This is a genomic window from Kitasatospora purpeofusca (assembly GCF_036010405.1).
Lineage (GTDB): Bacteria > Actinomycetota > Actinomycetes > Streptomycetales > Streptomycetaceae > Kitasatospora > Kitasatospora purpeofusca.
Genome location: NZ_CP108561.1, coordinates 901,610 through 927,159 on the forward strand (window position 1 = coordinate 901,610; position 25,550 = coordinate 927,159).

22 protein-coding genes are annotated in these 25,550 nt (G+C 74.7%); 11 read left to right on the top strand and 11 right to left on the bottom strand.

What is annotated here, in order from left to right; translation table 11 throughout:
• Positions 1-100: 100 nt before the first annotated feature.
• From OG715_RS03980 to OG715_RS04000, 5 genes are all read left to right on the top strand, one after another.
• Positions 101-763 (top strand): RNA polymerase sigma factor, encoded by a 663-nt coding sequence (locus OG715_RS03980; protein WP_327064089.1) that lies wholly within the window; start codon positions 101-103, stop codon positions 761-763.
• Entirely contained in the window at positions 760-1,833 is a 1,074-nt protein-coding gene (locus OG715_RS03985; RefSeq protein ID WP_327064090.1) for a CU044_5270 family protein, read from the top strand. Before OG715_RS03980 ends, OG715_RS03985 begins: the two co-directional genes overlap by 4 nt.
• A 178-nt stretch (positions 1,834-2,011) precedes the next feature.
• Entirely contained in the window at positions 2,012-2,485 is a 474-nt protein-coding gene (locus OG715_RS03990; RefSeq protein ID WP_327064091.1) for a hypothetical protein, read from the top strand.
• Positions 2,486-2,694: 209 nt separating this feature from the next.
• Positions 2,695-6,189, top strand: coding sequence for a tetratricopeptide repeat protein (locus OG715_RS03995; RefSeq protein WP_327064092.1), 3,495 nt, complete (start codon positions 2,695-2,697; stop codon positions 6,187-6,189).
• Positions 6,190-6,410: 221 nt separating this feature from the next.
• Positions 6,411-7,571, top strand: a complete 1,161-nt coding sequence (locus OG715_RS04000; RefSeq protein WP_327064093.1) for a peptidoglycan recognition protein family protein — start codon at positions 6,411-6,413, stop codon at positions 7,569-7,571.
• A gap of 96 nt (positions 7,572-7,667) precedes the next feature.
• Here the strand turns inward: OG715_RS04000 and OG715_RS04005 are convergent, their stop codons facing one another.
• Complete coding sequence (locus tag OG715_RS04005) at positions 7,668-9,350, bottom strand: AMP-binding protein (protein WP_327064094.1); 1,683 nt, start codon at positions 9,348-9,350, stop codon at positions 7,668-7,670.
• 128 nt (positions 9,351-9,478) lie between these two features.
• Positions 9,479-10,960: an MFS transporter gene (locus tag OG715_RS04010; RefSeq protein WP_327064095.1), complete on the bottom strand. Its 1,482-nt coding sequence runs from the start codon at positions 10,958-10,960 to the stop codon at positions 9,479-9,481.
• 159 nt (positions 10,961-11,119) lie between these two features.
• Here OG715_RS04010 and OG715_RS04015 point away from each other — a divergent pair, with 159 nt between their 5' ends.
• Both OG715_RS04015 and OG715_RS04020 read left to right on the top strand, forming a co-directional pair.
• Entirely contained in the window at positions 11,120-11,575 is a 456-nt protein-coding gene (locus OG715_RS04015; protein WP_030397701.1) for a MarR family winged helix-turn-helix transcriptional regulator, read from the top strand.
• 63 nt (positions 11,576-11,638) lie between these two features.
• Entirely contained in the window at positions 11,639-12,709 is a 1,071-nt protein-coding gene (locus OG715_RS04020) for a TIGR03617 family F420-dependent LLM class oxidoreductase (RefSeq protein WP_327064096.1), read from the top strand.
• A gap of 120 nt (positions 12,710-12,829) precedes the next feature.
• On the opposite strand, the gene OG715_RS04025 is transcribed toward OG715_RS04020, so the two are convergent.
• Both OG715_RS04025 and OG715_RS04030 read right to left on the bottom strand, forming a co-directional pair.
• Positions 12,830-13,549, bottom strand: a complete 720-nt coding sequence (locus OG715_RS04025) for a ScbR family autoregulator-binding transcription factor (protein ID WP_327064097.1) — start codon at positions 13,547-13,549, stop codon at positions 12,830-12,832.
• 251 nt (positions 13,550-13,800) lie between these two features.
• Positions 13,801-14,220, bottom strand: coding sequence for a RidA family protein (locus OG715_RS04030; RefSeq protein WP_327064098.1), 420 nt, complete (start codon positions 14,218-14,220; stop codon positions 13,801-13,803).
• A gap of 193 nt (positions 14,221-14,413) precedes the next feature.
• Between OG715_RS04030 and OG715_RS04035 the strand changes: the two genes are divergently transcribed.
• Together OG715_RS04035 and OG715_RS04040 are read left to right on the top strand one after the other, a co-directional pair.
• The gene (locus OG715_RS04035) at positions 14,414-15,046 is read left to right on the top strand and encodes a C40 family peptidase (protein ID WP_327064099.1); all 633 of its coding nucleotides are present in this window, start codon (positions 14,414-14,416) and stop codon (positions 15,044-15,046) included.
• A 60-nt stretch (positions 15,047-15,106) separates the two neighbouring features.
• Entirely contained in the window at positions 15,107-16,060 is a 954-nt protein-coding gene (locus OG715_RS04040; RefSeq protein ID WP_327064100.1) for a hypothetical protein, read from the top strand.
• Between the two features lie 38 nt (positions 16,061-16,098).
• Here OG715_RS04040 and OG715_RS04045 read toward each other — a convergent pair whose 3' ends face one another.
• Both OG715_RS04045 and OG715_RS04050 read right to left on the bottom strand, forming a co-directional pair.
• Positions 16,099-16,677: a DUF4240 domain-containing protein gene (locus tag OG715_RS04045; RefSeq protein ID WP_327064101.1), complete on the bottom strand. Its 579-nt coding sequence runs from the start codon at positions 16,675-16,677 to the stop codon at positions 16,099-16,101.
• A 137-nt stretch (positions 16,678-16,814) separates the two neighbouring features.
• Positions 16,815-17,318 (bottom strand): MarR family winged helix-turn-helix transcriptional regulator, encoded by a 504-nt coding sequence (locus OG715_RS04050; protein ID WP_327064102.1) that lies wholly within the window; start codon positions 17,316-17,318, stop codon positions 16,815-16,817.
• Between the two features lie 91 nt (positions 17,319-17,409).
• On the opposite strand from OG715_RS04050, the gene OG715_RS04055 reads away from it, so the two are divergent.
• Complete coding sequence (locus OG715_RS04055) at positions 17,410-17,820, top strand: VOC family protein (RefSeq protein ID WP_327064103.1); 411 nt, start codon at positions 17,410-17,412, stop codon at positions 17,818-17,820.
• Positions 17,821-17,866: 46 nt separating this feature from the next.
• Here the strand turns inward: OG715_RS04055 and OG715_RS04060 are convergent, their stop codons facing one another.
• The 3 genes from OG715_RS04060 to OG715_RS04070 all read right to left on the bottom strand — a co-directional run bounded on the left by OG715_RS04060 (position 17,867) and on the right by OG715_RS04070 (position 20,584).
• Positions 17,867-18,094 (bottom strand): hypothetical protein, encoded by a 228-nt coding sequence (locus OG715_RS04060; RefSeq protein WP_327064104.1) that lies wholly within the window; start codon positions 18,092-18,094, stop codon positions 17,867-17,869.
• Between the two features lie 184 nt (positions 18,095-18,278).
• Positions 18,279-19,604 (bottom strand): threonine--tRNA ligase, encoded by a 1,326-nt coding sequence (thrS, locus tag OG715_RS04065; RefSeq protein ID WP_327064105.1) that lies wholly within the window; start codon positions 19,602-19,604, stop codon positions 18,279-18,281.
• A 233-nt stretch (positions 19,605-19,837) separates the two neighbouring features.
• The gene (locus OG715_RS04070) at positions 19,838-20,584 is read right to left on the bottom strand and encodes a leucine-rich repeat domain-containing protein (RefSeq protein ID WP_327064106.1); all 747 of its coding nucleotides are present in this window, start codon (positions 20,582-20,584) and stop codon (positions 19,838-19,840) included.
• A gap of 178 nt (positions 20,585-20,762) precedes the next feature.
• Here OG715_RS04070 and OG715_RS04075 point away from each other — a divergent pair, with 178 nt between their 5' ends.
• Entirely contained in the window at positions 20,763-22,427 is a 1,665-nt protein-coding gene (locus OG715_RS04075) for a peptide-N4-asparagine amidase (RefSeq protein ID WP_327064107.1), read from the top strand.
• A 51-nt stretch (positions 22,428-22,478) separates the two neighbouring features.
• Here OG715_RS04075 and OG715_RS04080 read toward each other — a convergent pair whose 3' ends face one another.
• A complete protein-coding gene (locus OG715_RS04080; RefSeq protein WP_327064108.1) occupies positions 22,479-24,278 on the bottom strand; it encodes a vWA domain-containing protein in 1,800 nt (599 codons plus the stop codon).
• 76 nt (positions 24,279-24,354) lie between these two features.
• Positions 24,355-25,419, bottom strand: coding sequence for an ATP-binding protein (locus tag OG715_RS04085; RefSeq protein WP_327064109.1), 1,065 nt, complete (start codon positions 25,417-25,419; stop codon positions 24,355-24,357).
• Between the last annotated feature and the right edge of the window lie 131 nt (positions 25,420-25,550).

Here is a 25,550-nt window from a genome sequence, read left to right on the forward strand (position 1 = left end):
GGGCCGTGCTGCATGATCGGGAGCGTGGAGGCCGTCCCTGAGGGCGCCACCGGTGACGCGCGTCACAGGAACCGGCCGGGCTGCTCGGACAAGGCATCACGTGAACCATCCGCACTCCCGGCTCCGAGCCGGGGACCCCGAAGCATTTCGCGAGCTCTTCCGGGAGCACTCGTCCCTGGTGTACCGCCATGCCGTGCGTGTGACCGGGAACTGGGCGCTCGCCGAGGACGTGGTGTCGTTGACCTTCCTGGAGGCCTGGCGCCTGCGCGGGAAACTGCGCGACGAGGGCGACAGTCCTCGGCCCTGGCTCATGGGCATCGCCGTCAATGTGCTGCGCAACACGACGCGTGCCGCGCGCCGCCACAACATGGCGATGGCCCGGATGCCCGTGGCCGATCCGGTGCCCGACTTCGCCGACGAACTCGTCGGCCGGATGGCCGACTCCGAGCAGCTCGCGGCCGCCCGGAAGGCCCTGGGGCGGCTGCGGCGTTCGGAGCGCGAGGTCTTCGCGCTCTGCGTCTGGTCCGGACTCGGCTACGCGGAGGCGGCCGCCACCCTCGGCGTACCCGTCGGCACCGTGCGCTCGCGCCTCTCGCGGGCCCGCACCCGGCTGCGCAAGCTCGCGGACGACGAACTGCGCGCCGCGAAGAAGAACGCCGCGAAGAACACCCCGAAGAAGAACACGGAACCGCTCCCGATCCCCGGACAAGTACAGGGCGGCCGCAGCATTGCGGCCCGGCCGCACAAGGAGACGCACCGATGATCCGCAACCCGTGGCGGCACAACGAACCGCTCGACCACGCGGAACTGGCCCGTCTGTTGCCGCCGCCGGCCGACCCCCGCCTGGCGGCCGACCGCCAGGACCTGCTCGAGGAGTACTTGATGAGCGAGATCCACCAGTCCGACCACGCCCCCGCGGGCGCGGCAGCCCCCGCGACCGCCCCGGCGCGGCGGCCGCTGCGCCGCGCCGTGCTGTTCGCCACCCCCGTCGCCGCGGCCGCCGCCCTGGCCGTGGTGGTGTCCGTGGGCGGCTCGCCCAACGGCAACACCGTGGCCGCCCCGGAGCTGGTCAAGGCACCCGTCGTGCAGATAGAGGAGGGCAGCACCGCGCGGCTCGCCTCGACGGTCAGCGAGATCGCCGCCGCCGCGACGGCGCGCACCACGCCCCAGCCGGGACCGGGCCAGTTCGTCTACATCAAGAGCCGGGTCTCCTTCATGTCCACCCGCCACAACGTGGACACCGGGGAGTCCACCACCTGGGTGCAGCCGCTGCACGACCGCGAGGTGTGGAAGTCGCCCGACGGCACCAAGGGCTGGCTGGACGAGCCGGGCTACCAGGACAAGGGCGGCATCACCCTGGACAACAACGAGCCGCGCAAGCAATCGACCTACAAGTGGCTCGCGGCCCAGCCGACCGACCCCGACGCCCTGTTGAAGTCCGTCTACGCGACGGTGAGCGGCGACCGGGACCACGACCAGCAGGCGTTCAGGGAGATCGGTTCGATCATCCGCGAGCAGCTCGTGCCCTCCGCACTGGCCGCCTCGCTCTACCAGGCCGTCGGCAGGATCCCGGGCGTCGTGGTGGTCGAGCACGCGCAGGACGCCTCCGGCCGGGACGGGATCGCGCTGGCGCGGCTAGACCCCCAGACCGGCGAGCGGTCGGAGTGGATCTTCGACCGGGAGAACTTCCAGTACCTCGGCAGCCGCGGTGTGCAGGTCCGGGAGTTCGACGGCGTCAAGCCCGGCACCGTCGTGGAGCAGACGACCATCGTGACCCGGGCGATCGTCGACGCGAAGAACCAGCGGCCCGGCGCCGGACAGGCCACGGTCTGACGGTTCCACGACCGGTGACCCGCCGGGTCACCCGTTCGGGCAGTGCCCCGCCGTGCCCCGCCGTGTCCCGCTCCGGCGGCGCGGCGGGGCACCGATGCTGGCCCTGGCACGGCCCGACCGGGCCTGCTGCCGGCCCGAGCCGTGGCCCGGCGGGTACCGAACGAAATGGGTGAGCGTGATGTCCCGACTCCTGCTTTCCAGGGCCCTGCGGGCGGCGTGCGCGGCGGTGGTGCTGGCCACCGGTCCGGCGGCGGCCGCCGACGCGTGCGCGACCGGCGCGGACCTCGTGGTGGCGGCCGCCGACCCGGCTCCGGTGGCCGACGGCGGCTCCACCCTGCTGCACCCGGTGGTGACCAACGCCGGCGACACCGCGACCGCTGTACCGTTCACGCTGTACGTGCACCTGCCGCCGGGGGTGGTGGGCAGCGGGACGTCCCCCGGCGCGACCTGTTCCACGCTGCCCTTCGGCCACACCGTCGCCTGTACCGTCCCGGCCGGCCTGGCGCCGGGCGCCTCGGTCACCGCCGAGGTGCGGATCTCGGTCGCCTCCGGCATGGACCCCGAGGTGCTGGACGGCGACGTCGAGGCCGAGCTCCCGGGCGACCCGACGCCGGGCAACAACAGCAGCACGTTCCGGATCACCGTGATCTGACACCCCCTCACCCGCCCGTCCGGCTGCCAACACCCGTCCTGCACACGACAGATGGCCGAAAGCAGGACAACCCGGGGGCGGATTCACTACGGTCGTCCTCACGACAGCGGCACCGGCGGCCCCGGACTCGTGGTCGGCGCGACCCGCCGGGTGGGACGGCAGGGGGTGGCATGGCTCAGGCACGGAGGCGTCCGTCGCGTGCGGAGGCGGTGCGTCAGCGCACCGGTGCTCAATTCATCGGCCGCAGAGCGCAACTGGCGCTGTTCGTGGACAATCTCGCCCGTGACCCGGACCCGGACTCCGGGCCGGATCCGGCGGACTTCCTGTTCCATGTGCGCGGGGTCGGCGGGGTCGGCAAGTCCACGCTGCTCGCCCAGTGGCGCGAGGCGGCGCGGCGGGCCGGTGCGCTGACCGCGCTGGTCGACGAGACCGATGTGCACGGCGTCGGCACGGCGCTCACCGCGCTCGCCCGCCAGCTCGCCGAACAGGCCGGTCCGCTGCGGGAGTTCGACAAGGCCCTGGAGCAGTACCGGCGTTCGCTCCAGGCCGCGGCGGACCGCGAGCCGGAGCAGCCGCCCGGCGGGGAGGGCGCGTCGCTGCCGACCCGGCTGGTGACCCAGGCGGCCCTCGGGGCGGCCTCGGTGCTGCCGGGCGCGGGTGTGGTCGCGGCGCTGGCGAACCCGGACGCGGTGGCCCAGGGCGCCGAGCGCCTGATCGCGGGGGTGCGCCAGCGCCGGCGCGGCGGCGACGTCGAGGAGGCCGCGCTCGGCCGGGCCTTCGTCGCCGAGCTGTCCCGGCTCTGCGACCGCGACCGCGAGCACGGCCGGGACCACGGCCGGGACCGTGACGGCAACCGGGGCCGGGACCGCCGGCCCTGGATCGTGCTGTTCCTCGACACCTGGGAGCTGACCGGCCGCTATCTCGACGGCTGGCTGCGGGAGGTCCTCGACGACGCGTTCGGCCCGTTGCCGCTGGAGGTGGTGTTCGTGCTGGCCGGCCGGGACGAGCTGGCCGAGCGCGAGTGGGCGCCTTGGCGGCCGGTGCTGGTGGACGTGCCGCTGGAGGTGTTCACCGAGCAGGAGGCCCGTGACCTGCTGACGGCGCGCGGGGTCACCGATCCGCTGGTGGTCGACGCGGTGCTGCGGATGTCGATGCGGCTGCCGCTGCTGGTCGCGCTGCTGGCGGCGGCGGATCCCGGCGCGGTCGAGGAGGTCGCCGACGTCGGCGCCGACATGGTCGACCAGGCGGTGGTGCGCTTCCTGCAGTGGATCCCCGAACCGGAGCGCCGGGACACCGTGCTGGCCGCCGCGCTCCCGTTGCAGCTGAACCGGGACCTGTTCGCCTGCGCCGTCCCGGAGGCCGAACCGGACGTCTGGGACTGGCTGTCGGTGCAGCCCTTCGTGACCGGGCGCGGCGACTTCCTGCAGTACCACGCGGTGGTCCGCACCAGCATGGTGCGCCGCCGCCGGATCCACACCCCGCGGGAGTGGACGGCCGCGCACACCCGCCTCGCCGAGCACCACGCCGCGGCGCGGACGGCGGTCGAGCTGTACCTGCCGGCGGCCCGGCGCGGTGCCGACCCGAGGTGGCGGCGGCAGTTGCTGAACGAGACCTACCACCTGCTCTGCTCCGATCCGCTGGCCCGGCTGCCGCGCGCCCTGGAGCACACCGCGCGCACCGCCGGGGACGCGCCGGACGCGCTGGCGTCGTGGGCGGAGATGCTCAGCCAGGCCGCGCAGGACAGCGACGACGCGGAACTGACCCGCTGGGCCCGCCGGATCCACGCGGCGGCGGCCGGTGAGCAGCCGGTGCTGGCGGTCCTGGACGTGCTCGCCGGTCCCGGTCTGCCGGTCCGGGTGCGGGCCTGGGCGCTGACCCATCGCGGCTACCAGTACTTCGTCGAGGACCGGGACGACGACGCCCTCGCCGACCTCGACCAGGCCGTCGCGATCGCCGCCGACCTGCCGCAGGCCCTCGCCTACCGGGGGCGCGTGCTCAACTGGCACGGCCACCACGAGCAGGCGCTGGCGGACTTCACGGCGGCGCTGGCCCTCGATCCGGAGTACGCCTGGGCGCTGTCGCGGCGCGGCGAGGCCCGGCAGCTGGCCGGGCTGGCCGAGGAGGCGATGGCGGACTTCACGGCGGCGCTGGTGCTCGACCCGGACGACGCCTGGGCGCTGGGCTCGCGCGGCCAGGCGCACCGGCTGGCCGGGCGGCTGGACGAGGCGGTCGCCGATCTGACCGCCGCCATCGTGCTCGACCCCGAGTACGCCTGGGCGTTCACCCAGCGCGGTGAGGCGTTCCGGACGGCCGGGCGGCTGGCCGAGGCGGTCGCGGACTTCACCGCCGCGCTGGCGCTGGATCCCGGTGACGCCTGGTCGCTGAGTTCACGGGGCCAGGCCCTGCGGCAGGCCGGGCGGCTGGACGACGCGATCGCCGATCTGACCGCCGCGCTGGCGCTCGGCCCGGACAACGCCTGGGCGCTGGCCGAGCGGGGCGAGGCGCACCGGCAGGCGGGCCGGCCCGAGGAGGCGGTGGCGGACTTCACGGCGGCGATCGCGCTCGCGCCGGAGAACGCGTGGGCGCTGGGCTCGCGCGCCCAGGCGCACCGGCAGGCGGGTCGGCTGGACGAGGCGGTCGCGGACTTCACCGCCGCGCTGGCGCTCAACCCGGAGTACGCGTGGGCGGTCGGCGAGCGGGGCGAGGCGCACCGCCAGGCGGGCCGGCTGGAGGAGGCGGTGGCGGACTTCACCGCCGCGCTGGAACTGGACCCGGGGTACGCGTGGGCGCTGGCGGAGCGGGGCGAGGCGCACCGCCAGGCGGGGCGGCTGACCCAGGCGGTGGCCGATCTGACCGCGGCGCTGGAGCTGGACCCCTCCGACGTGTGGGCGCTGCGGGCGCGCGGGCAGGCGTACCGGCAGGCGGGCCGGCTGGACGACGCGATCGCGGACCTGACAGCCGTGCTCGCGATCGACCCGGAGTACGCCTGGGCGTTGGCGCTGCGCGGCGAGGCGCACCGGCTGGCGGGGGACCTGGAGGAGGCGGTCACCGATCTGAGTGCGGCGCTGGCGCTCGAACCGGACGACCCCTGGGCGCTCGGTTCCCGGGGGCAGGCGCGGCGGCAGGCCGGTCTGGTGGAGGAGGCGATCGCCGATCTCACGGCGGCGGTCACCCACAATCCGGACTACACCTGGGCGCTGGCCGAGCGCGGCCAGGCGCACCGGCAGGCCGGGCGTCCGGCGGAGGCGGTGGCCGACCTGTCGGCGGTACTGGCCCGTGATCCGGCGGACCTGGCGGTGCGGTGCGCGCTGGTGGCGGCGTACCGGCACGACGGCCGGTTCGAGGAGGCCCGGGCGCTGCTGGCGGAGGTGGCGCCCGAGGTCGCGGCGTCGTCGACGGTGCTGGTGGAGGTGGCGGTGCTGCGGCTGCTGACGGAGGGGCCGGCGGGTGCGGCGGACGCCTGGGACGCCTTCCTGGAGTGCCCGTACGAGGACCTGCGGGACCCGTTCGAGCCGGCGGTGCGCAAGCTGCTGCACGGTCTGGTCGCCGGGGAAGCGGAGCCGGAGGAGCTGGCGCGGGCGTTCCTCGCGGTGCCGGGTGCCGGGGCGGCGCGGGCCGATGTCTGCCTCTATCTCGGTGAACTCGCGTGCGCCGGGGCACCGGTGGGGGAACGGGCGGCGGCGGCGCTGCGGATCCTCGGGTAGCGGCGGCCGGCCCGGGAGCGGCCGGGCGGACGGAGGGTGGAGGGCCGGGTGGACGGCCGGGAGGTGCTCGGGCAGGTGGTCGGTCGGGTTGCCCGTTCGGGCAACCGGTTTTTAGGGGTTGCCACCAGAAACGATCATTTGGGTAGATTCATGATCGACTCATTGACCGGCTCACGGCCGGTCGACCTGCGCTTCCGTGCCACCCCGAGAACAGGATCCCGATGCCGAACCCCAGCTCCGCCGTGAGCCGCCGCACGCTGGTGACCGCGATCGGCGCCACCGCCGCCGCGATCGCCACCGCCCCGGCCGCGCACGCCGCCGCGCCGAGCGCCCCGGCCGTGCCGGTCACCCCGGCCCCGGCCGCTCCGGCCGCGCCCGGCACCCAGGCCGCCCGGACCGTGACCGTTCCGGCCACCCGGGCCCGCTCCGCCGCCGGTCGCGCCGCCGCCGGTGTGCGGACCGACTTCCCGATCCAGTACGTCGGCGTCAGCTGGGACGGCCCCCGCCGCGGCGGCGCCATCCGGCTCCACCACGAGGAGACCGGCCCGGGCGCCTGGCAGCCGATCGCCACCGGCTGCGCGGGCGGCCCCGACGTCGCGGGCACCGCCGCGAAGGCCGCCCCGGTCTCGGCCGCGCTGGTCCCGGCCGACGGCGCGGTCGGCTACGACCTGCGGCTGCCCGACGGCGCCACCAACCTGCGCTCCACCGCGCTGGACACCACCACGGGCCCGGCCCGCACCACCACGCTCGCGCCGACCACCCCGGTCACCTTCTGCGGCGTCGAGTACCTGAGCCGCGCCGCCTGGGGCGCCGACGAGTCCAAGCGGTTCAAGAACGGTGTGGAGAACTCCCCCGCCAAGTACTACCCGCTGCAGACCCTGACGGTGCACCACACCGACACCCCGAACGCGGACCCGGACCCGGCCGCCACCGTGCGGGCGATCTACGAGTACCACGCGATCACCAACGACTGGGGCGACATCGGCTACCACTTCCTCATCGACGAGGCCGGCCGGATCTACGAGGGCCGCTGGTCCGGTGACGACGGCATCCCCGGGTTCGACGCCAACGGCAACGCGGTGACCGCCTTCCACACCGCCGGCTTCAACTCGGGCAACCTCGGCGTGGCGCTGCTCGGCACCCTGGTCAACCAGCAGCCCACCGCCCAGGCCCGGAAGTCGCTCGCCCTGGTGCTCTCGCTGGCCGCCCGCACCCACGGGCTGGACCCGCAGGCGCACGTGACCTTCGTCAACCCGGTCAACGGGGTGACCAAGCCGGTCGACCTGATCAGCGGCCACCGCGACTGGCTGGCCACCGACTGCCCCGGCGGCGTCTTCTACGCCACCCTCCCCGCCCTGCGGGCCGAGGTCGCCGCGCTCTGACGGGCGCTGCGCACCAACCGGCACGACCGGTCGTCCTCGTTCGGGGCCCCGGGTGCTCCCGGGGCCCCGAACGGGTCCCGGGAGCACCTCCCGCACTCAGGCGTGCTCGACGTCCGCCGCGTCGCCCAGGCCCAGCAGTTCGACGGCCCGCTCCCGCATCTCGACCTTGCGGACCTTCCCGGTGACCGTCATCGGGAACTCCTCCACCAGGTGCACGTAGCGCGGCACCTTGTAGTGCGCGATCCGGCCCGCGCAGTACTCGCGCAGCGCCTCCGCGGTCAGCTCGGGCGCGCCGGGCCTCGGCCGGATCCAGGCCATCAGTTCCTCGCCGTACTTGACGTCGGGGACGCCGACGACCTGGACGTCCAGGATGTCCGGGTGGGTGTGCAGGAACTCCTCGACCTCGCGCGGGTAGATGTTCTCGCCACCCCTGATCACCATGTCCTTGAGCCGGCCGGTGATGTTGAGGTACCCCTCCTCGTCCATCACCGCGAGGTCGCCGGTGTGCATCCAGCCCTCGGCGTCGACCGCTTCCGCGGTGCGGTCCGGCTGGTCCCAGTAGCCGAGCATCACCGAGTAGCCCCGGGTGCGGAGTTCACCGGGGGTGCCGCGCGGCACGGTCAGGCCGGTCTCCGGGTCCGCCACCGCGACCTCCAGGTGCGGGCCGACCCGGCCGACGGTGGACACCCGCCGCTCCAGCGGGTCCTCGGCCCGGGTCTGGGTGGAGACCGGGGAGGTCTCGGTCATGCCGTAGCAGATGGAGACGTCCCGCATGCCCATCCGGTCGACGACCTGCTTCATCACCTCGGTCGGACACGGCGAGCCCGCCATGATCCCGGTGCGCAGACTGGACAGGTCGAACTCGGCGAAGCCCGGGTCGTTCAGCTCGGCGATGAACATGGTCGGCACGCCGTAGAGCGAGGTGCAGCGTTCGGCCGCCACCGCGCGCAGGGTGGCCACCGCGTCGAAGGCCGGGGCCGGGACCACCACGCAGGCCCCGTGCGAGAGCGCCGCCAGGTTCCCCATCACCATGCCGAAGCAGTGGTAGAACGGGACGGGCACGCAGATCCGGTCCGCCTCCGTGTAGCCGCACGACTCCCCGACGAAATAGCCGTTGTTGAGGATGTTGTGGTGCGAGAGGGTGGCGCCCTTGGGGAAGCCGGTGGTGCCCGAGGTGTACTGGATGTTGATCGGATCGTGGGCACCGAGTCCGGCACCGACGGCCGCCAGCCGCTCCCGGTCGCCGCGCTCCCCCGCCGCCGCCAGCTCCCGCCACTGCGGCGAGCCGATCAGCAGCACGTCCCGCAGGCCGGGACAGCGCGGGCCCGCCTCGGCCAGCATGGCCGCGTAGTCGGAGGTCTTGAAGGTCGGCGCGGCCACCACCGTGCGGATCCCCGCCTGCCGCAGCACGTACTCGACCTCGTGCGCCCGGTAGCCCGGGTTGACGGTCACCAGGATCGCGCCGATCCGGGCGGTGGCGTACTGGGTGAACACCCACTCGGGGCAGTTCGGCGCCCAGATGCCGACCCGGTCGCCTACCCCGACGCCGAGGCCCAGCAGCCCGAGCGCGATCCGGTCCACCTCCGCCGCCAGCTCCCGGTAGGTCCAGCGGCGCCCGCTCGGCAGGTCCACCAGCGCCTCCCGGTCGGGGAACGCGGCCACCGCACGGTCGAGCGCGACGCCGATGGTGTGCTCCAGCAGCGGCACCGAGGTGCTGCCGGCGCTGATGCTGGGAGCGGGCACGGCGGCGGGGGCGGGCACGGGAGGGGGCGGGGTCATGGCAACGGCTCCAGGACTCGTCCGGGCAGAAGGCGACCGAGTCTACGCAGACCACCACCCCCCGTCACCCGGTTCCGCCGCCCCGCTGCGGACGGGGCGGCGGAGCGGGCGAGGAGCGTGACCCGGGGTCAGGCCGGGGTGCCGTCCTGCACCGGGGCGGCACCGGCGGTCCCGCCGGACTCCCGCACCGCTGCGGGCTCCTGGACCGCCGGGGCCGGCGGCGCCGGGACGGTGGCGGCCACCGCCGCGGCGGCCAGCGCCACCCCGCAGCCGATCAGCAGGCCCACCCGGAAGCCGGTCTCGGAGGGCAGCACGTGCCCGCCCACGGTGGTGGTCAGCTGGGCGAGCACGACGCCCACCACGGCCGCGGAGACCGAGGTGCCGAGCGAGCGCATCAGGCTGTTGAAGCTGTTCGCCGAGGCCGTCTCGGAGAGCGGCACCGCGCTCATGATCAGCGCCGGCATCGCGCCGTACGCGAGGCCCACACCGGCGTTGCAGATCAGCGTCACCACCAGCACGCCCCAGGTGGACCCGATCAGCAGCATCGACAGCCCGTACCCGGTCGAGATCGCCAACGCGCCCGCGACCAGGGTGAACTTGGGGCCGCGCGCCGCCGAGAGCCGGCCGCCGAGCGGCGAGACGACCATCATCATCAGGCCGGACGGCGCCATCCACAGCCCCATCGCGAGCATCGACTGACCCAGGCCGTACCCGGTCGCCGTCGGCAGCTGGAGCAGCTGCGGGACGATCAGCGCCTGCGCGTACATCCCGAAGCCCACCAGGACGGACGCCGTGTTGGTCAGCAGCACCCTCGGCCGGGCGGTGACCCGCAGGTCGACCAGCGGCTCGGCGAGCCGCAGCTCCCACGCGCCCCAGGCGAGCAGCAGGACCACCGCGGCCGCGAACAGGCCGAGCGTCGTCCCGTCGGTCCAGCCCCAGTCGCCGCCCTTGGAGACCGGCAGCAGCAGGCAGACCAGGCCGGCGCCGAGGCCGAGCGCCCCGACCGCGTCGAAGTGTCCGCCGGCCGGGCGGGTGGTGGGCGCGGGGACCAGGAGGCGGATCATCACCGCGACCGCCACGGTGAGGACGGCCGCGCCCCAGAACAGCGCCCGCCAGCTGGTGTACTGGGCGACGGCCGCCGAGATCGGCAGGCCGAGGCCGCCGCCGATGCCCATCGAGGCACTCACCAGGGCGATCGCGGAACCGAGCCGCTCGGGCGGCAGGACGTCTCGCAGCAGGCTGATGCCGAGCGGCACCACGCCCATGCCCATGCCCTGGAGGCCGCGTCCGGCGATCATCGGCAGCACCGAGGAGGTGAGCGCGCAGATCACCGAGCCGAGCAGCAGCGGGGCGCAGCAGGCCAGCAGCATCCGCCGCTTGCCGAAGAGGTCGCCGAGGCGGCCGCTGATCGGCACGAACACGGCGGCGGAGAGCAGGGTGGCGGTGATCACCCAGGAGGCGTTCGAGGGGGAGGTGTCCAGGATCTTCGGCAGCTCGCCGATCAGCGGGGTGACCAGGGTCTGCATGATCGCGGCCACCGTGCCGGTGAGGGCGAGGGTGGCGACGACTCCCCGGGTCCGGTCGGGGGCGGTGGTCTGTGGGGCGGCCATGGGCGGGGGCTCCTCGGTTCCGGGGCAGGAGGTGCGTTCATATGCAGAGTACACATGATATGTATCGTGCACATCACCCACCACGGGCGACCGCCTGCGATACTGTGCGCAACCATCGCAGGTCAGCGCCCCGGAACCAGGGACGGGAAGGACGGCATCATGAGCGGGCCCACGGACGAGGTGGCGTTCGAGTACATGGTGCTCAGCCGGCACCACTACCTGAGCCCGGCCGGCGCCCGGCCGGAGGGCAGCCGGCTCGACCGCAGCGCCTACATCCTGCTCAGCCGGATCCGGATGCAGGGCCCGATGTCGATCGGCGAGCTCAGCGACGCCTTCGGACTGGACGCCTCCACCCTCAACCGGCAGACCGCCGCGATGACCCGGGCCGGGCTGGTCGAACGGATCCCCGACCCGGACGGCGGGATGGCCCGCAAGTTCCGCACCACCGAGGAGGGCGAACGCCGCCTCGACGAGGACCGCGCCGCGCACGCCCACGCCCTCGACCTGGTGATGGCCGACTGGCCCGCCGAGGACGTCCGGACCTTCGCCGACTTCCTGCGGCGGTTCAACACCGGCATCGAACGCCTCGACGGCCGGCCCTGGCCCCGCCCCTGACCCACCGTCGCCGGGCGCTCCGGCCCGACGGACCCCGCCCGCCCCACCAGGAGCCCCGACCGCATGGACCGCCCGCAGGCCCCCGCCCTCCTCCTCGACGCCCTCGCCCCCGCGCATCCGGCCGGCATCCTCGACGCCGCCGAGCGGGCCGAACGACGCGGCGCGGACCGGCTGGTGGTCTCCGAGACCGCCTACGACCCGTTCCTGCAGCTGGCCCGCGCCGCCGACCGCACCAGCACCCTCGAACTGGCCACCGGCGTGGCGGTCGCCCTCGCCCGCACCCCGATGACGCTCGCCTACCAGGCCTGGGGCCTGCACGCGGCCTCCGGCGGCCGGGCCGTGATCGGGCTCGGCTCGCAGGTCAAGCCGCACATCGAGAAGCGCTTCGGGATGCCCTGGGACCGGCCCGCCGCGCGGATGCGCGAGTACGTGCAGGCGGTGCGGGCGATCTGGCACAGCTGGCAGACCGGCGACCGGCTGCGCTTCCGGGGCGACTTCTACACCCACACGGTGATGACACCGGTCTTCGCCCCCGACCCGGTCCCGGCCGGGGTGCCCCGACTGCTGCTGACGGGGGTCGGCCCGCTGATGGTGCGCGCCGCCGGGGCGGTCGCCGACGGCTTCCTCAGCCACCCGTTCACCTCGGTCGACTACCTGACCCGGCAGGTCCTTCCGGCGCTGGCCGAGGAACGCGGCGCGGCCGAGGCGGCGGGCGCGGCCTGGACCGGGCGGCCGTTCGAGATCGTCGGGAGCGTGCTCACCGCGACCGGGCGCACCGAGGAGGAACTGCGGGCCCACCGCGCGTCCGTCCGGGAGCGGCTCGCCTTCTACGCCTCCACGCCCGCCTACCGCCCGGTGCTGGCCCAGCACGGGTGGGAGGACCTGCACGAGGAACTGCACCGGCTGTCGCTGCGCGGGCGGTGGCCGGAGATGGCCGCGCTGATCGACGACCGGGTCTTCGACACCTTCGCCGTCTCGGGCACCGTCGAGGAGGTCGCCCGGGAGATCCACCACCGTTACGCGGGCCTGGCGACCAGGGTCTCGGCCAGCCTCCCCGAGGACGCCGACCCGGACCTCGGCCTGGACGTGCTGGACGCGCTGCGCGCCCTGGACGGCCGCCCGGCACCGCACTGATGGGGCCGGGGCGGCTACGCTCCGCAGTCGACCCGGGAGGGCGGTCCGGCCGGAAAACCGGACGCGCCGTATGCTTCGGCCGCGCCACCCGCCCTACGGGCGAAGGGTGATGACCGTGCCTCAGCCCGCTTCGGCCCCGGTGCCCTCCGGGCCGGCGGCGTCCGCCACCTCACGCGCCGTCGCCTCCCGCGCCGCTGCCTCGCGCGTCGCCGTCATCTCGGCGTAGACCCTCGCACCCCGGTCCGGTGCCAGGTCCAGAGAGGCGAGCACGCCGGGCACCGCCACGCTCGGCATCAGGTGCCGGTACAGCGTCGAGACCCGGACGGCCAGGTCGGCGCGGCCGGTGAAGCGCTGCGACTGGAGCTGCACCCCGACCCAGGAGGCCGTCATCAGCCCGGCCGTGTCCGCCGGCACCACGTGCGGCAGCAGCTCGCCGCGCTCGCCCGCGTCGACCAGCAGCCGCTCCAGCCGGGAGATCCAGCCGGGCGCGGCGTCGATGCCCATCTGCTTGTCGGCGCCCTGGTCCACCGAGAGCCGGACGGCCGCGCTGACCAGCGGGTCGATGGGCACCAGATGCGTGACCACCATCCCGGTGTCCACGAACTCCTGGAGCTTGCAGGAGCGCTCCGGCACCGCCTCGGCCTCGAACTGCCCCTCGATCACCCCTTGCGCGAGCTCCCGCTTCGAGGCGAAGTGGAAGTAGACCGCACCGCGCGTCACCCCGGCCCGGGCCACGACCTCCCCGATGGTCGCCCGCTCGTAACCGAACTCGTCGAACACCGAGGCCGCGGCCTCCAGAATCAGCCGCCGCGTCCGCAGCGCCCGTTCCTGTCGCACCACCCCGACCACCCCCACCACACCAGCACCGAAACAAAACCAAACAGCCCGTATCTTACCCGGGGCGCGGCACCGCCCCGACTGCCGTCCCGGCGGGGACGCCCGCACACGGGCTGTCAGAGGATACCGACCGTGCGGTCCCGCCCGACGCGGGAGCCTGCCCCGGGGCATACCTGCCCGGCATGCTCCGGGTGAACTCCCCGGCGGCGAACGGCCGGAGAGGACCGGCCCCGCCCGCCCCGCACCCGCGCCGCTCACCCCTCCTCCGCCCGGCCCAGCACCGCGACCGCCTCGACCTCCACCAACTGGTCGTGGTACCCGAGCACCGAGACCCCCAGCAGGGTGCTCGGCACATCGTGGGCGCCGAGGTACTCGCGGTAGACGTCCCAGACGGCCACCAGGTCGCTCTGCCGGGAGGAGGCCACGTACACCGTGGTGCGCACCACGTCCGTGAGCGCGGCACCCTCGCCCTCCAGCACGGTGACCAGATTCCGCATCACCTGGTGGGCCTGGCCCGCGTAGTCGCCCACCGCCACCGTGCGCCCCTCGGTGTCCAGCGGACAGGCCCCGGCCAGCCAGAGCGAGCGGACCGGCGCGTCGACGGCCGCCGCGTAGGCGTAGTCGACGGCCTGGGTGAGCCGGTGGTTGCGGATCAGCCTGACGGCGCTGCTCATGGGTGCCTCCCGGACGGTCGTTCGGTGCTGTCGGAGCCATCGTTCGAAGCCGGGGCCGGGACCGTCAATCGATTTACCGCGCCGCCCCGGGCGCCCCGGGCCCCACCGGTCGGGAATTCACCTCTGCGGGTGATGGCGGCGCGGCAGCCCGAACCGGGATCCTGGTGGTTCGCCGACGACCGAGGGGGCTGCCGTGCCGTTTCCGCACACCACCGGGGGCTGGGGCCGCCGCGGACTGCTGGGGGCCGCCCTGGGGGCCGCCCTGGCCCCGCTGGGGGCCGGTTCCGCCGCCGCCCGCCCCCGCGAGGAGGATCCGGGGCTCCCGCTCGGCCTCCGGGTCGCCGCCGTGGCGGCCGCGCAGATCGGCGTGCCGTACGCCTGGGGCGGCGGCGACCGGATGGGGCCGAGCCTCGGCTTCTGCGACGAGGAGAACGGCTACCTGGACGGGAAGTGCCTGGGCGAGAGCACGACCGGCTTCGACTGCAGCGGCCTGTCGCTGCACTGCTGGTACCGGGCGAGCGGCGGAGCGGTGGAGCTCGGCCACTACACGGTCGCCCAGTTCCACCGCTCCGCCCCGGTCGACCGGTCCGGGCTGCTCCCCGGCGACCTGCTGTTCTTCTCCCGCCCGGACGCGCCGCTGCACCATGTGGGCCTCTGGGCCGGTGACGGCGCGATGATCCACGCGGAACGCACCGGCACCCTGGTGGCCCGGGTCGAGGGCGTCCTCGACCTGCCGCGCTGGGCCCGCGAGTTCGCCGGCGCCCGCCGCCCCCTGCCCCTCGACCGCCAGGCACTCCCCTCGGGACCCCGCCGCACCGGCCCGTGACTTCCCGGTGCCGCCCGACCCGGGCCGACCCGGGTCCGCCGGGGGCGCTAGCCTCCGGGCATGACTGCCTCACGACACCACCGCCGGATCGTCACGCGGCTCGTGGACGGACGCATCTGCGCCTACGACCTGGCCACCGAGGACCGCGGTCCGCTGTCGCCCGTCCTGGTCTGTTCGCCCGCTCCCGGGGACGAGGTCGTCGACCACGCCGTCGCCGCCGACCTTCGGCGTTGCTACTTCACGACACCGGACGCGGTCGTGTGCGTGGCACCGGACGGCGTCGAGGTCTGGAGGTCCGGGCTCGAACCGGAGTCGTCCCAGCAGTACGGCCACCGACCCGGCTGCGTCCTGTCGCCGGACGGACGCGTGCTCTGGGTCTACCGCCCCGACGCCATGGCCGGCCGCGGCCGCCCCGACCAGTGGGTCGCCCTGGACGCCGGCTCCGGGGCCGTCACCGCGCGGGCGGACCTCCGGACCGCCGGGCACGGCGGAGTGCAACTGCCGCACGCGAACGGCCACGTCCTCCTCAACGTGGGAGAAGGACAGGACGGCACGGCCGTCTACCGCGCCTCGCTGACCGGGGCCGGAGCCGGGACCGGGCTGGACCTCTTCCAGTACCCCTGGGACGACCGGTGCCTCATCGACCTGTCGCCCGACGGCCACCGGTTCATGACCGTCAACCACGACCAGGGTGACATGGCCGTCCACGCGTTCCCCGGGGGCGAGGTGGTGTTCACCCTCTCGGTCGACGCCTTCGGGCACGACCCGGACAACGTCTTTCTGGAGTGGTCCGGCGGGCATCTGGATCCGGACACCGTCATCGTCACCGTCGTCGGCGAGACCGAGGACGAGCAGGAGTGGTTCCGCCACTACCGCGTCGACGCGCGCTCCGGCCGGGTCCGCGGCGAGTTCGACGCCCGGGGGGAGGATCCCTCCGACATCCACCCCCTCGGCGACGGCACCTGGCTCACCACGGACCCGACCGGACACCCGGTCCGCTGGAGCGATTCGTAGGACGCCGTCCCCGCGCCCGCGGGGGTCGGCGTCGCTTGTCAGGAGCCGGCTTCCGCGGGGAAGAGGGCGTCGAGCCGGGGTGTTCCGGTCCTCGCCGTGGCCACTGCGGTGGCGACGTCCTCCTCGGGGTTCGCCCCTGTCTCCTGGACGGCGTCCAGGGCCTCGTCGAACGCCTCCGGGCAGTCGCCCGGCCGACCCGTCAGATCGTCGAAGACCTCCTGCGCCGCATAGTCGAGTTCCTCCCACTCCGGCCACTCGTCGTCGCGCCACTCCCGCAGGGGCCGTCCCACCAGGGCCAGCACCTCGGGAACGTCAGCGAGGGCGTCCGGGTCGGCGAGCACCGCCCCGTACGTCTCCTGCCCTTGGGCCACCAGCCAGAGCGCGAAGTAGTCGAAACCGTCGTCGGAGCACAGGCCGCCCTCGATCCGGTCCGCCGCCGACCAGAGAGCGCTCGTGGCCACCGCCGCACACGCGGCTTCCAGGCGGGCCTGGAAGCCGACCGCTTCCGCGGCCGAACCGAGCCGCAACGCCCCGCGCAGCCACTCCAGCCGTTCGTGGCGGCCGCCGGGGCGACGGCTCAGCTCGTCCATGAGCGCCCAGAAGGTCTTGTCGTCCATGCCGCACAGGATCGCAGCCAGCACTGACACACCGGGCCGAGGTGCGCCGCCCGGTAGCGGACGGGCGGCAGCCCGGACCTGCGGGGCGGTACACGGGTGGTGCGGCGGACCTCAGCGGTACGGCGGACCGCAGCGGATCACGGGGTGCCCGGGAGTTCCGCGTGGATCCGGGCCAGCAACTCGTGCAGGACGCCGCGTTCCGCCCCGGTCAGCGGGGCCAGCACCTCCTCCTGCACGGCCAGCGCCTCGGCGCGCAGTTCTGCGAGCAGGGTGCGGCCGGCTTCGGTGACGGTGACCGAGAGCCGGCGGCGGTCGGCGGCGTCCCGGGCCCGTTCGACGTACCCGGCGTGGGCCAGCTGGTCGGCGACCTTGGCCATGTCACTGGCGTCGACCCCCAGCCGCCGCACGAGGTCCCGCTGCGCGTGCGGGCCGAAGTCGGCCAGCGCGGCGAGCACCGCCATGTCCCACAGCCGCAGCCCGCGCCGGGCGAGGCGTTCGGCGAGCCGGGAGCGGGCCGCCTTCCCGGTCCGGGACAGCAGGTAGGTGCTGAGGTCCAGCAGTGTCGGCGGGGTCGCCCGGGCGGACGACAGGTCGCCGGGGACGGGAGCAGGAGCGGTGGAGGCGGGTTCCTCTGGGGCCATGGAAGAAGTCTAGGGTGCGACCCTATAGTGGGAGCAGACCCATAATTCCGGATCGATAACGACCCCGCACCCGAGGCGAGGATTCCTGACCATGGACGCCCTGTACCACCGCCTGCTCGTCGCCGACTTCCCCGCCTGCTTCGACTTCTACCGGGCCGTACTGCCCCCGCTGACCGGCGCCGCCCTGGTCAAGGGGACTCCCGACGGCCCCTACGCCACCTGGGACCTCGACGGCCAGGCCGTGCTGTCGCTGTTCGACCGGGGCCTGCTGGCCGCCACCGTCGGCACCGCCGCCCTGCCGGCCGAACCGGCCGCCGCCACCCAGGACGGCACCATGCTGGTCTTCCGGGTCGAGGACGTCGGGCAGGCGTTCGACCTCTGTCTGCGGCACGGCGCCGGTCCCGTCGTCGGCCCCACCGACCGCCCCGAGTGGGGGCCGGGGCTGCGCACCGCCCATCTGCGCGACCCGGAGGGCCGGCTGATCGAGCTCCAGTCGTACTGACCCCGCCCCGACACCGGGCCGGGGTGGGGTGGGGCCGGGGCCGGAACTAGCGCGGCGCGTCCAGGTGGTACAGCGCCGAGCAGGTGCGCCCGTGCAGCGGGCTGATCTGGCGGGCGGAGACCGGGGTGTGGCCGACCGCGGCCGTGCAGTACCGGGAGTCCGGGACCGGCAGCGGGCGCAGCGTGACGCCGGTGGCGGGGGCGGCGACCGCCACCCCGCCGAGGGCCAGCCCGGCCGTCAGGGCGGCGAGGACGATTCGGCGGGCGAGGCGCATGGGGGTACCTCCGGAGGAGCGCGAACGGGGGACGGCGGCGGCCGGGGACGGTGGCCGCCGCCCCCATTCGAACGGCGGGTGCGCCGGGCCGCCGGGCCGACACACCGCGCGCGCCGCTAGTCGTATGTGTACGACTGCGCCCGGGACGGACCGGCGGCGGCCGTGCGACAGCGCCCGCCCGGCGTCATCCGGAGGATCCGCCCCGGCTCTCCCCCGGCTCGTCCCACAGCTCCTGGGCGCACGCACCGACGAGCGCGCGGATCCGGGCCAGCGCCTCCCCCGCCGCCAGCGGTTCCGGCCGCCGGCCGTCCCGAAGGCGCAGGGCGAGCAGGTCGTCCGCCGCCTCGCGCGGACCGAGGACCGCCTGGTACGGGACCAGCCGCGCCGCGCGGATCCGCGCGCCCAGGCTGCCGTGCTCGGGCCCGGCGACCTCGGCCCGCAGCCCGAGGTCCAGAGAGCGCTCGCGCAGCTGCTCGGCCCGCGCCCGCTCGCCCTCGGTCAGCGGCAGCAGCACCAGCTGGGTCGGTGCCAGCCAGGCCGGGAAGGCCCCGCCGTACAGCTCGATCAGATGGGCGACCACCCGCTCCACGCTGCCGATGACGCTGCGGTGCACCATCACCGGGCGGTGCTTCGCCCCGTCCGGTCCGATGTACCGGAGGTCGAACCGCTCCGGCTGGTGGAAGTCGATCTGCACGGTGGAGAGGGTGGACTCGCGCCCGGCCGCGTCGGCGATCTGGACGTCGATCTTCGGCCCGTAGAACGCGGCTTCGCCCGCCACCGCCTCGAACGGCACGCCGGTGCGCGACAGCACCTCGGTCAGCAGCGCGGTGGCCCGTTCCCAGAGCGCCGGGTCCGCCACGTACTTGCCGCCCTCGCCCGGCAGCGAGAGCCGGTACCGGACCGGCCGGATGCCGAGCGCGCGGTGCGCCTCGCCGATCAGCTCCAGCGCGGCCACCGCCTCGTCGGCGGCCTGGTCGGGGGTGCAGAAGACGTGCGCGTCGTTCAGCTGGATCGCCCGCACCCTGGTCAGCCCGCCGAGCACACCGGAGAGTTCGGAGCGGTACATGCCGCCGAGTTCGGCGATCCGCAGCGGCAGTTCGCGGTGACTGCGGGGCCGTGAACGGTAGATCAGGGCATGGTGCGGGCAGAGGCTGGGGCGCAGCACGACCTGCTCGGAGCCGAGGTCCATCGGCGGGAACATGTCGTCCCGGTAGTGCTGCCAGTGGCCGGAGATCTCGTACAGCTCGCGTTTGCCGAGGACGGGCGAGTACACGTGGCGGTACCCGGCGCGCCGCTCGCGGTCGCGGACAAACTCCTCCAGGGTGTGCCGGATCGCGGCGCCGTCGGGCAGCCAGTACGGGAGGCCGGAGCCGATCAGCGGATCGGTGTCGAAGAGTCCGAGCGCGCGGCCCAGCCGGCGGTGGTCGCCGTCGGGTGCAGCAGCGCGGACGGGGGCGGGAGCGGCCTCGGGGGCGGGAGCGGCCTCGGGGGCGATCGGGTGGCTGTTCACGGGGGTCTCCACTCTGCGGTGCGGGCGAGTGGACGGGTACGACGAAGCCCCGGGGCACTCGCCCCGGGGCTTCGGACCAACTCAGCAGTCAGCGCGCCGGGACTCTCTCCGGCGTCGTCGTGAGGACGGCTGCAGCGCGCTTCATACTTTCCACGCTAGCAGCCGATCGCGCGGGTGGGCGAACGGTTTTCCGCCCGGCCCGGCCCGGGGCGGGCCGGGCCGGGCGGACCGGCTCAGTGCAGGACCTCGCAGCCCCGTGCCGCCAGGGCGGCGAGCAGCGGCGGTGCCGGTTCGACCGGGTTCCAGCGCAGGTCCAGCTTCTCCAGCGCGGGCAGCCCCGCCGCCCTGTCCACCGCCCCGTCCGCCAGCCAGTCCGGCAGCTCGGTGATCCGGTTGCCGCGCAGGTCCAGTCGGCGCAGCCGGGGCAGGCCGGCCAGAGCCGGTGGCACCTCGGTGAGCGCGTTCTCGCGGAGTTCGAGTTCCCGCAGCTCGGCGAGCCCGGCGAAGGAGTCCGGCAGGCCGGTCAACGCGTTGCCGCGCAGCCAGAGTTCGCGCAGCGCGCGCAGGCCGCCGAGCGAGTCCGGCAGTGCGGTGAGCAGGTTGTGCTGGGCGCGCAGCTCGACCAGACCGGCCATCGCGCCGATCTCGGTGGGGAGTTCGGCGATCCGGTTCTCGCCGATGTTGAGGTAGCGGAGCGCCGTGAGCCGGCCGAGGGCGGCGGGGAGTCCGGTGAGCGCGTTGTCGTGCAGGTAGAGGAAGTCGGTGAGGCCGGCGAGGTCGCCGAGCTCCGCCGGGACGGCGGAGATCCGGTTGTGCCCGAGGTCGAGGGTCCGCACCCGGTTCAATCGGCCGATCCGGGGCGGGACTTCGGTGATGCCGGTGTCCGCGAGGATCAGGACCGTCAGCTCGGTGCGGTCCCACACCTCCTCGGGCACGGTGCCGAGGTGCTGCCGCCAGAGGTTGAGGATGATGTCGGTCACCCGGCCATCCTGCCGCCCGGACCGGGCCGGGGCACGTCCGCGTCCCGGTGCACTCCCCACGACCCGGCGCACCGCTTGACGCTTGCATGCCATGCTCGGGAGGATGCCGGAACCGTCCGACGAGCTTCGCGCCGACCGTCCACGCCCCACCCCCCGGTCGGCCGGGAGAGGGCCCCCCTTGGCCGTCCATCCACTGATCCGACGAGCCGGCCGACTGGCCGCCGCCGTCCTCCTCGCCCTCGCCGGGGCGCTGACGGCCGCCGGTCCGGCGCACGCCGACTTCGGCACCGACTACCACGACCCGTTCACCGCGGCGAAGCCGCTCACCCGGCCCGACACCCGCTCCTGCACCACCGAGCTGATGCATGACCAGCCGTTCCGCAACGGCTACGGAAGCCCGCCGGACACGCCGTACACCACCACCGTCACCCCGCCCGCCGACTGCGCCGGGCCCTGGTCCTCGGTCGTGCTCGACCTGCACGGACAGGTCGCCGGGCGGCAGTTCGACCGGCTGTTCACCGTCCGGGTCGGCGGCGTGCAGGTCCTGCTCTCCTCCACACCCGAACCGTCCAAGGACGGCATCGAGTGGACGCTCGAACGCGATGTCACCCGCTACGCGCCGCTGTTCGCCGCCGGGCCGCAGCCCTTCGCGCTCGACCTCGCCAACGTCACGGACGACACCTACACCGGCGTGTTCCGGATCTCCGCGAGCCTCACCTTCTACACCGCCTCCGCGCACTGGCCCACCGCCACGACCGCCGACCGGCTGCTCACCACCGGCCCGTTCGGACTCGACCGGGCGACACCGAGCGCCGGCACCGACCTCACCTTCCCGCCCAACCTGGAGCGCCTGACCGCCGAGGTGTACGCGCGCGGCGGCGGCGCCTGCGAGGAGTTCGCCTACGCCTCCGCGCCCGAGGAGTTCGCCAAGGCCAACCCCGGGACCGGCGTCTGCGGCCAGGGCCCGTTCCGCGAACTGCGGCTCAGCGTCGACGGACGGGTGGTCGGCGCGGTCTGGCCCTACCCCGTGATCTACACCGGCGGCTGGGACCCGCTGCTGTGGCGGCCCACCCCGGGCATCTTCGCCTTCGACCTGCCCGCCTACCGGCTGGACCTCACCCCGTACGCCGGGCTGCTGGTGGACGGCCGCCCGCACCGGGTCACGATCGCCGTCAACGCCGCCGAGGCCCGCAGCAACGACCTCTGGACCGGCCAGGTGAACCTCTTCGCCGAGGTCGACCACGGCGCCGCCCGCACCACCGGGCAGCTGACCGACTACCGGGTCGCCCCGGAGGCCGCGACCACCACCGCCCTGCGCGACCACGGCGGCGGCAGCGGCGACTGGACGGTCACCGCCGCCCGGCACGACCTCGCCCGGGGCTGGCTGCAGACCTCGCACGGCCGGGTCACCACCGAGGTCCGCGACGACCTCGTGTTCGGCTCCACCCAGCGCTTCCGCGCCAACGGCAACGACCTGAACCTGCGCAACCGCACCGACCTCACCCGCTCCACCGCCACCTGGGGCTCCGGCCCCCGGCGCACCAGCACGGTCCACGAGAGCCAGCCGCTCGACGTCACCTACCGGTACACCGAGGACGCGGCCGGCAACACCGACCAGACCACCGCCATGGAACTCGGCCGGCACCGCGAGGCGACCACGGCGACCGGCGCCCGGGTGACCGGACGCAGCACCGTCGACCACACCCTGCGCCCGACCGCCCACCGCCACGACGGCGATGCCACCGTCCGCACCGGCACCGCCACCGAGGACTACCGCAGCACCGGCCCGGACGGCCCCTACCACCGCAGCGTCACCACCGTGGACGGCTGGCCGGTCGGCTGACCCTCCGTCCGCACCGGGCCGGAGCAGCGGTCCGGCCCGGTGCGGCGGGCCTCAGCTCATCCGGAACACCGGCCCGCGCGCCGTGAACGGCAGTACGGCACCGCGCGGGACGAGGAAGGCGTGCTCGCGGCGCAGCCGCAGCACGTCGCACTCGCCGTCCGTGATCACCAGGACGGGCGCCCCGGGAGGGAAGTCCTCGGCCCGCTCCAGCAGGTCGATGCCCGGTTGGAGGACGGTGCCGCCGCGACCGTGCACCCGGAGCCGCCCGGCGATCTCCTCCACCGGGAGGTACCCGGCGTCGTGCGCGGCGGCGTCGCAGTGCACCACCCGGGCCGCCGGCACGTCCCGGGCGGCGGCGTAGGAGGCGATCGCGCCGAGCGCCTTGCCGAGCAGCGTCCGGTCCATCGAACCGGAGGTGTCCAGGACGACCCCGAAGGTGCAGCGCGGCACCTCCTCCTCCGGGTGGTGGCGGCCCGCCCGGGGGATGTCCGGCGTGGCGGACTGCCGGCGTGCGGGGCGGGCGTAGCTGCGCACCGGTTCCGGCCGGGGCACGAACTCGTCGAACCAGCGCGCCAGTTGCGCTTCCCACGGAAGCGGCGGGTGGGCGAGCGCACGGATCTCCTCGACCAACCCGGCCGGCAGCAGGCCGCGTTCGCGCCCGTGCAGCTCGAAGCCCTGCTGGAGGCCGCGCCGGTAGAAGTCGTCGAGGTCCACGAAGTCCCGGGGCGGCCCCAGCCGTTCGCCGAGGACGTCCGGGCGGTTCTTCCCCGCCAGGGTGGCGAGGCGGCGGATCCGGCGCCGGTCGCGGACGATCCGGTCGTACACCTCCTCGGCCGACAGTCCCTTCAACTGCGGGTCGTGCAGCAGCCCGTCCGGCATCTCGCCGACGCCCATCTCCAGCAGCCAGCCGTTGATGACGTAGTCGGCGGCGATGTTGAACAGGAACGCGTCCCGGCCGCCGCGGCGCTCGCCGTGCCGCAGGGCGGCGTGCAGGATCTCGTGGCCCAGGACGAACCGCCACTCCTCGTCGGAGTAGCGGCGCAGCGGGTTGACGTAGATCTCCCCCACCTCGGTGTCGACGGCGGCGACGGCGATGTCGTGGGCCCGGGCCAGTTCGGCGTCGGCCACCACGGTGAGGCCGGCCGCGACGACGCCGAGCAGCGGGTACGAGGAGACGAACCAGTTGAGCGCCCTGGTCCAGGGCCGCTCGGGCAGGCGTCCACCGGTCTCGGCGTCGAACCGGCCCCCGGCCCGGTCCATGGCGGCGGACATGGTGCGGGTGAGCGCGGCCGCGAACTCCACCGTCCAGTCCTCGGGCGGCCCGTGGCCGCGCCACTCCAGCAGCAGCTGGTCGTGCTCGGCGGTTCCGGCCGTCCCGGCGGTCCCGGCGACCGCCGGTGCGGGCAGGCCGTCGCGGCGCCACCGGGCGGCCAACTCCTCCTCGCCGCCGCCCGGGTACTCCTGCGGAAGGACGACCGGGGCGCGGCCGACCGGGAAGGTGGCGAGGAAGCGGTTGACCACCGCGCAGCGGGCGGCGGACTCGTAGGCGTCGGGCGGGGTGCGGGGGCCGCGGGCGCCCGGGAGGTGACCGAGGCCCAGGTGAAGCAGCGCGTGCGCGAGCACCCACGCCCACTCCTCGGGCTCGGCCCGGCGGCGCGGGTTGATGTGCAGGGTGCCGTTGGAGTCGGCCACCGCCCAGCCGTCCGGCGGGGCGGTGCCGCAGTTCTCGGTGCGGCAGATGTCGGCGCGCAGGGCGGCGAGGGCCGGATTGCGGCGGAGCAGCCGGACGCCCTCCGCGAAGGCCTCGGTGCCCGGGTCCGGTTCCCTGCGGTCGGCCTGGGCGCGCTTCACCGGCGCACCCCGACGGCGCGCTCCAGCGGCGGGCCCCCGACGGCACGGTTCTCCGGCGGGCCCCCGACGACACGGTTCACCGGCGGGCCTCGACCAGCCGGGGCATGTCCCGGGCGGCCTCGATCAGGAACCACGGGGGCAGCACCGGGTTGCCGTCCGATCCGTCGGCGATCACCGTCCGGGCGACCTCCACCGAGATCTCGGCCAACTGGACCAGCAGCGACTTGGCCCGGAAGGCGGTCTGCCGCTGCGCCCCGGAGGCGTGCTCCTTCTGCGCGGGAAGCTCCTTGACCAGACGGCCGCGGAAGGCGTCGGCCAGGTAGTAGAGCAGGTCGCGGTCCTCCACCCGGTGCGGCCAGCGCGCGTCGCCCTTGAGGATCGCCTCCAGGCCGTAGGAGTTGCGGACGATCTTCGCGTAGCCGCAGAAGGCGATCGCGTGCTGCGCGGTGAGCAGCCCGTGGGCGACGACCTTGAGCGTCCCCTCGTCCAGGGTGGGGCCGAAGGAGTGCAGCGCGTCCGAGAGCATGTGCCAGGCGCGCGGGGTGGAGAACGGCTCCTCGGTCTTCGGCGGCGCGGACCACAGGTGGTCGGGCCGGTCGGTGAGGTGGTCGACGATCCAGGGGTGGATGCCGGCGCCGCCCGCCCAGCGCAGCCAGTCCTCGGCGCTGGCCCGGAGGTGGACGTGGACCATGCGGTTGACCAGCGCGGACGCCATCGGGCGGGCGAGCGCGCCGTCGGTGGCACGGTTTCCGGCGCCGATCACGATCGAGCCGGGCGGCAGCTCGTAGGAACCGATCCGGCGGTCCAGGATCAATGAGTAGAAGGCCTTCTGGACGTCCGGCGAGGCCGCGTTGAGCTCGTCCAGGAACAGGCAGTAGGGCTGGTCGCGGGCGATCTGCTCGGGCGGGCAGAACCGGGAGCGGCCCTCGGGGGTGAGCTGCGGGACGCCGATGAGGTCCTCCGGGGCGAGCTGGGTGCCGACCAGGCTCACGCACTCCAGACCGAGCGCCTCGGCGAACTCCCTGACCAGGGAGGACTTCCCGATCCCCGGGGCGCCCCAGAGGAACACCGGGCGGACGGTGGCCAGGCCGAGCAGCAGTTCGGGGATCTGGGCGGGCGAGACGCTGACTGCTCCCTGCACGGGGCTCCTTCGCGGCGACGGTGCGTGACCGGCCCAGTGTGCGGCGGGAATCGGCCCGGGCGCACCTGGATTTCCGGGCCCGGGAGGCGGATCCGCTCCCGGGCCCGGCGTACCGGACAGCTGTCAGCACA

Bases quoted from the DNA above. Each gene is read 5' to 3' on its own strand.
- OG715_RS03985 (WP_327064090.1), top strand. From the start codon at position 760: ATGATCCGCAACCCGTGGCGGCACAACGAACCGCTCGACCACGCGGAA.
- OG715_RS03990 (WP_327064091.1), top strand. From the start codon at position 2,012: ATGTCCCGACTCCTGCTTTCCAGGGCCCTGCGGGCGGCGTGCGCGGCG.
- OG715_RS04000 (WP_327064093.1), top strand. From the start codon at position 6,411: ATGCCGAACCCCAGCTCCGCCGTGAGCCGCCGCACGCTGGTGACCGCG.
- OG715_RS04005 (WP_327064094.1), bottom strand. From the start codon at position 9,350: ATGACCCCGCCCCCTCCCGTGCCCGCCCCCGCCGCCGTGCCCGCTCCC.
- OG715_RS04010 (WP_327064095.1), bottom strand. From the start codon at position 10,960: ATGGCCGCCCCACAGACCACCGCCCCCGACCGGACCCGGGGAGTCGTC.
- OG715_RS04015 (WP_030397701.1), top strand. From the start codon at position 11,120: ATGAGCGGGCCCACGGACGAGGTGGCGTTCGAGTACATGGTGCTCAGC.
- OG715_RS04020 (WP_327064096.1), top strand. From the start codon at position 11,639: ATGGACCGCCCGCAGGCCCCCGCCCTCCTCCTCGACGCCCTCGCCCCC.
- OG715_RS04030 (WP_327064098.1), bottom strand. From the start codon at position 14,220: ATGAGCAGCGCCGTCAGGCTGATCCGCAACCACCGGCTCACCCAGGCC.
- OG715_RS04040 (WP_327064100.1), top strand. From the start codon at position 15,107: ATGACTGCCTCACGACACCACCGCCGGATCGTCACGCGGCTCGTGGAC.
- OG715_RS04045 (WP_327064101.1), bottom strand. From the start codon at position 16,677: ATGGACGACAAGACCTTCTGGGCGCTCATGGACGAGCTGAGCCGTCGC.
- OG715_RS04050 (WP_327064102.1), bottom strand. From the start codon at position 17,318: ATGGCCCCAGAGGAACCCGCCTCCACCGCTCCTGCTCCCGTCCCCGGC.
- OG715_RS04055 (WP_327064103.1), top strand. From the start codon at position 17,410: ATGGACGCCCTGTACCACCGCCTGCTCGTCGCCGACTTCCCCGCCTGC.
- OG715_RS04060 (WP_327064104.1), bottom strand. From the start codon at position 18,094: ATGCGCCTCGCCCGCCGAATCGTCCTCGCCGCCCTGACGGCCGGGCTG.